Below are 4,767 nucleotides of genomic sequence, written 5' to 3' on the forward strand. Positions count from 1 at the left end.
CCCGTTCCGTGATCTGACGAACCGCGTCCCGCTTAAACTCTTCGCTGAAATTCGATTTGCTCATGATGCTCTTCTTGCCTCAATTTAGGAAAGAAGGTGTCTACAAATCTCGGGGCTATTCAGTCCGTATCCGATCAGCGGCAGGGCTATCATCTCCTTCTAAAGCTAAAAGAACTGCCGTCAAAGCCGTGGTGCGTGCGATCGAGAGTTCGTCCTCCTCTGTCGTGTCGGGGTTCATCCCAAGCCAGTCGAGAAGTGGCTTCAAGGTCAAACCCTGAACTACCAGTGTCCCGAGCACAACAACGAGAGCGGTGAGCAGTATGAATTCACGGAATGGAAAGTCTTGCGGCAAGGCAAGAGCGGCCGCTAAGGTCACAATACCGCGCATACCTGACCAACCCACAACCAGCGCTGCCTTCATGGACTCGGTTCGCGTCATGGCACCGGGCATCGACTGATCGTCGCGGTGGAAGACGCCATACAGCAGAACCCATGCGAGACGAACGACAATCACGAGGCCGAGGATCGCGAATGCAAAGGCGAGCCAGTCGAGATGTTGGCCGGCTTTGAGCATCGGTAGGATCGGACGGAGTTGGAGCCCGACCAGTGTGAAGGCCAGTATGTTCAGAACGAACGTCACTGTTGTCCATGTTGCAAAAGAGCTGACACGCACATTTGCCGGCATAGAAAGTGTAGAACTGCGCGACGCTGTTATCCCGAAGGTAACGACCGTTACCACCTCTGACAGATGCAAGCGTTCCGCCAGCAGCCAGACGCCGAAGGTTGTGACAAACTGCAGGATCGTTGCGGTCGGAGCATCCGCCACCCGTCGGATCAAGCCCGACGTCAATTTCGCCAGCAACCAGCCGACGATGACGCTGCCGATGGCAACCAGCAGGAAGGCGGGCGCCACCTCGCCAAAACTCAAGCCGCCGGTTGCGATTGTCCCGACGGCCAGACGGTAGATCAGAAGCGAAGAGGCGTCGTTGAACAGACTTTCCCCCTCAAGCACCGTGCGGATACGATGCGGGGGATTGACTTGCCGCATCACCGCCAGGGCCGCGACAGCGTCAGGTGGAGCAAGCAACGCGCCGAGCGCAATCGCTGCCGCCCATGGCATATCGGGCAGAAAGAAGCGCGTAACGACTGCCACTGCCAACGTCGTCAATCCTACTGCCATAACGACGAGCGACATGACGGGTTTCCAGCTGCGCTTTAAATCGCGAAGCGACATATCGTGGGCGGCGTCGAGTAGAACCGGCGCCACGAACAACGCAAGAATCAGATCGGGCGGCAATCCGAGCTCGGGGAGGCCCGGTATGAAGGCAAGCGCGACGCCGCCGAGCGCCAGAAGTGTCGGATACGGTACTGCCATCGAACTCGCAAACATCGACAGCAGAGCTGCGCCCAACATGAGTGCGAGGAGCAGTTCAAAAGTTTGCAATAGCTGCTCCTCGTTGTTGCCAAAAGTGTGCCTGATGTTTCAATACCAAGGACGGCAACCGCCCCAATGAGGGCTCCTTATTTGGCGTCCGTACCATAGTAAAAGTTTGTGGTAGCACCGCCATCGATCAGGAAATCGCTTCCCGTAATGTATCCGCCTTCGGACTCATGATCAGCGCCGCGAGTGCTCGGTTATAGCCGAGTTACGATCACCGGTTAATGCGCTGAATTCAGCATGCAGTTATGCTCAAGACCTATAAATCGGGCGAAGGCTGCGGACTTCGGTTGCTTGCACTATCGCGCTGCTTCGCCGCAATTTTTACGCCGCCTCTGACCTCTTCCGTGAGAAGATGAAGACGCCCACAATCAGCAACGTTAGGATCATCATCGCCGACGACGCCTGCAGCGCAAGCCGGACGCGATCTGCAAGCAGCTCCGAGCCACCGAGATTCACGTTGGCCGTTGCGGCATATGCCGTAATGATGGCAATACCCAACGAGGTGCCGACCTGTTGCGAGACATTAAGCAACCCCGACGCCGCGCCAGCGTCCTGACGTTCGACGCCCGCGATACCCGAAGACGTCAAGGGCGCCAATGTGCCGCCCTGCCCGATCCCGACCAGCATCATCGGCAAGAAGAGCGCGGTCCAATAGCCGGAAGATGGTGTGACGAACGAAAGCATGAGTATTCCGATGAGGCCACATCCGATGGTGAACATCATTGAGGTTGCACTGCCGAAACGTTTCATCAACCTCGGGGCCAACATCGCTGCGGCGAAGTTAACAACGGTCGATGGCAAGAAGGCCAGACCGGCCATCGCGGCGCTCATCCCCAGGACGCCTTGCATGTACTGGCTGATGAAGAAGTAGAAGCCGATATTCGCGCCGAGGAAGAGTGCTCGAGCCACATAGGCTGTGCTGCGCTCGCTGCTTGCGAACAGACGGAGCGGAATGAGGGGAACCGCCACCCGCATCTCCACCACCACGAACGCAACGAACAGGACTGCGCTAGCAACCAGTAATGGGATGGTCCACGGATCGGTCCATCCGACCGTCGCTGTGCGCTCGATCCCAAGGAGCAGGGCTCCGATCGCTATCGTCGAGGTGGCCGCTCCGAGGCCGTCGATCCGGCCGGGTGAGACTTCGTCGGATTGGCCGTAGCGCCTCAACGCCCAAATCAGTAGCAGGCCGATCGGCACGTTGATAAAGAACCCGACGCGCCACGACAGCAGGCCTGCGAAGATGCCTCCAATGACAAGGCCTATGCTCGCCGAGACACCGCCCGCCGCGGCATAGTATGACAGGACGCGCGCCCGAAGCTCGCCGGCGGGGAACTCGGCCTGAAGAAGCGACAGGGTGGAGGGTGCCACGATTGCAGCGCCCATGCCTTGGATTGCCCGTGCAATCACAAGCACTGCCGGCGATGGCGCGAAAGCGATGGCGGCCGAAGATAATGAGAAAACTGTCAGTCCCGCTGTAAAGACGAAGTTTCGACCAAAGACATCGCCTGCCCGTGCGCCCAGAAGTAGAAAGCCCCCAAACGTCAGGGCGTAAAGGCTCGTTATCCAGGACAGACCTACATCTGTGAATCCGAGTTCGGACTGGATCTTGCTCAATCCCGTGAAGACAATTGAGTTGTCCACGACAAGCATCGAGAAGCTGATGAGGATGATCCAGAGAATCGGCCGACTGCCCACTGGCATTGGGATATGGTCGTTACTCGGCATTGCGGTGTTGTCCTCGCCTAAAAAAATGTTGAAACCCGGCGGCCGCTAGAGACCGGGAAGGCCAAAGCTTTCGCGGCTGACCAGGTAGGCAGCAGGATGTGAAAACCATTGTCAGGCTCTGCAAAGCCAGATCTGATAAGGCGGTGGCCGCTTGGGCGGCCGCCGCGAAGTGTAAAGTTATACGCGCAGCAGGGTCTTGATGGCGCGGCGCTCGTCCATGGCCTTGTAACCCTCAGCCGCATCAGCGAGCGGAATTTCAAGATCGAACACCTTGCCGGGATTGATCTTCCGGCTCAGGACGAGATCCATGAGGTGGGGCAGGAAGCGGCGCACCGGGGCAGGTCCGCCCATGAGGCCGACCTGCCCGAAGAACAGCGACTGGCCGTCGAACTGTACGCCGTGCGGGACGCCCACATAACCGACCATCGAGCCGGGGCGCGCCACCTGCAGCGCCTGGTTCATCGATTCCTGTGTGCCCACGCATTCCAGCACGGAATCCGCACCGATCTTTCTCGTCAGCGCCTTAATTTTGGCGATACCTTCATCGCCGCGTTCGGCGACGATATCTGTCGCGCCGTATTCGAGGGCGAGGTCCTGCCGGGACTTGTGCCGGCTCATCGCGATGATGCGCTCAGCACCCATCTGCTTGGCCGCGAGCACGCCCATCAGGCCGACCGCGCCATCGCCGACGACGACGACCGTCGAGCCCGGCTGAACGCGGGCTGCATCGGCAGCATACCAGCCTGTGCCGAGCACATCGGAGACGGCGAGCAGGCTCGGAATGAGATCTTCGGACGGCATTTCGGGGGTTGCGAGCAGCGATCCGTCCGCCTGAGCGATACGCGCATATTCCGCCTGTGCGCCCGTCATAATTTCGCGGTGTTCGCAGGAGGACTGAAAGCCGGCGAGGCAATGCGGGCATGTGTTGTCGGACAGGCAGAAGGAGCCGACGACAAACTGGCCCGGCTTGATGGTCTTCACCGCACTGCCGACTTCAACCACGATGCCGCAATATTCATGGCCCATATGCATCGGCTGCGCGATGTCGTTGAGGCCGCGGTATGGCCAAAGGTCGGAGCCGCAGATGCACGAGGCGGAAAGCTTGATGATTGCGTCCGTCGGATGGAGGATTTTCGGCTCGGCCACTTCCTCGCAACGAACGCTTCCGGGAGAGTAAAGAACGGTCCCTAACATTGGTTGGGCTCCTTTTAATGGGTCACTGATGCCGCCAGACGCATCCTGCCACGGGTGTCGGCGACGGATGGTTGCTCGGCGGCGCGATGCTACTTGGTGATTGTATGCGCAAACGGATGGTGCGATTAGCGCCATAGATCCGAATGGGTCTATGATTAAGGAGCATATATCCGTTCGAACCGTCGTGTCGCAGCCGTCAAACCAGATTGCCTTCGTAGGTGGCCATCATCCTGATCAGTTACCTGATAATCATTCTGGACGTGTCAATCGTCATTACAGAACCGACGACTAGGCTCAGGACCTATTAATCTCTTGCGGCGCGCTCTGCGTTTTGATTCACTGGGATCGAAAGGAGACGCTGCCATGAGTGACCTGATGCTGTTGTCGGAGGCGCAGATGCGCCG

At 58.7% G+C, this 4,767-nt stretch carries 3 protein-coding genes; all 3 read right to left on the reverse strand.

The window, feature by feature from the left end; genetic code table 11:
• Positions 1-115 precede the first annotated feature (115 nt).
• Entirely contained in the window at positions 116-1,444 is a 1,329-nt protein-coding gene (locus C8J36_RS24610) for a sodium:proton antiporter (protein ID WP_207897637.1), read from the reverse strand.
• A gap of 318 nt (positions 1,445-1,762) precedes the next feature.
• Positions 1,763-3,169 carry an MFS transporter gene (locus tag C8J36_RS24615; protein ID WP_245506734.1) on the reverse strand — a complete coding sequence of 469 codons (1,407 nt, stop codon included), beginning with the start codon at positions 3,167-3,169 and terminating at the stop codon, positions 1,763-1,765.
• Between the two features lie 177 nt (positions 3,170-3,346).
• Positions 3,347-4,363 carry a zinc-dependent alcohol dehydrogenase family protein gene (locus C8J36_RS24620; RefSeq protein WP_132537885.1) on the reverse strand — a complete coding sequence of 339 codons (1,017 nt, stop codon included), beginning with the start codon at positions 4,361-4,363 and terminating at the stop codon, positions 3,347-3,349.
• Positions 4,364-4,767: the final 404 nt, after the last annotated feature.

It is taken from the genome of Rhizobium sp. PP-F2F-G48 (assembly GCF_004342335.1).
GTDB lineage: Bacteria > Pseudomonadota > Alphaproteobacteria > Rhizobiales > Rhizobiaceae > Ferranicluibacter.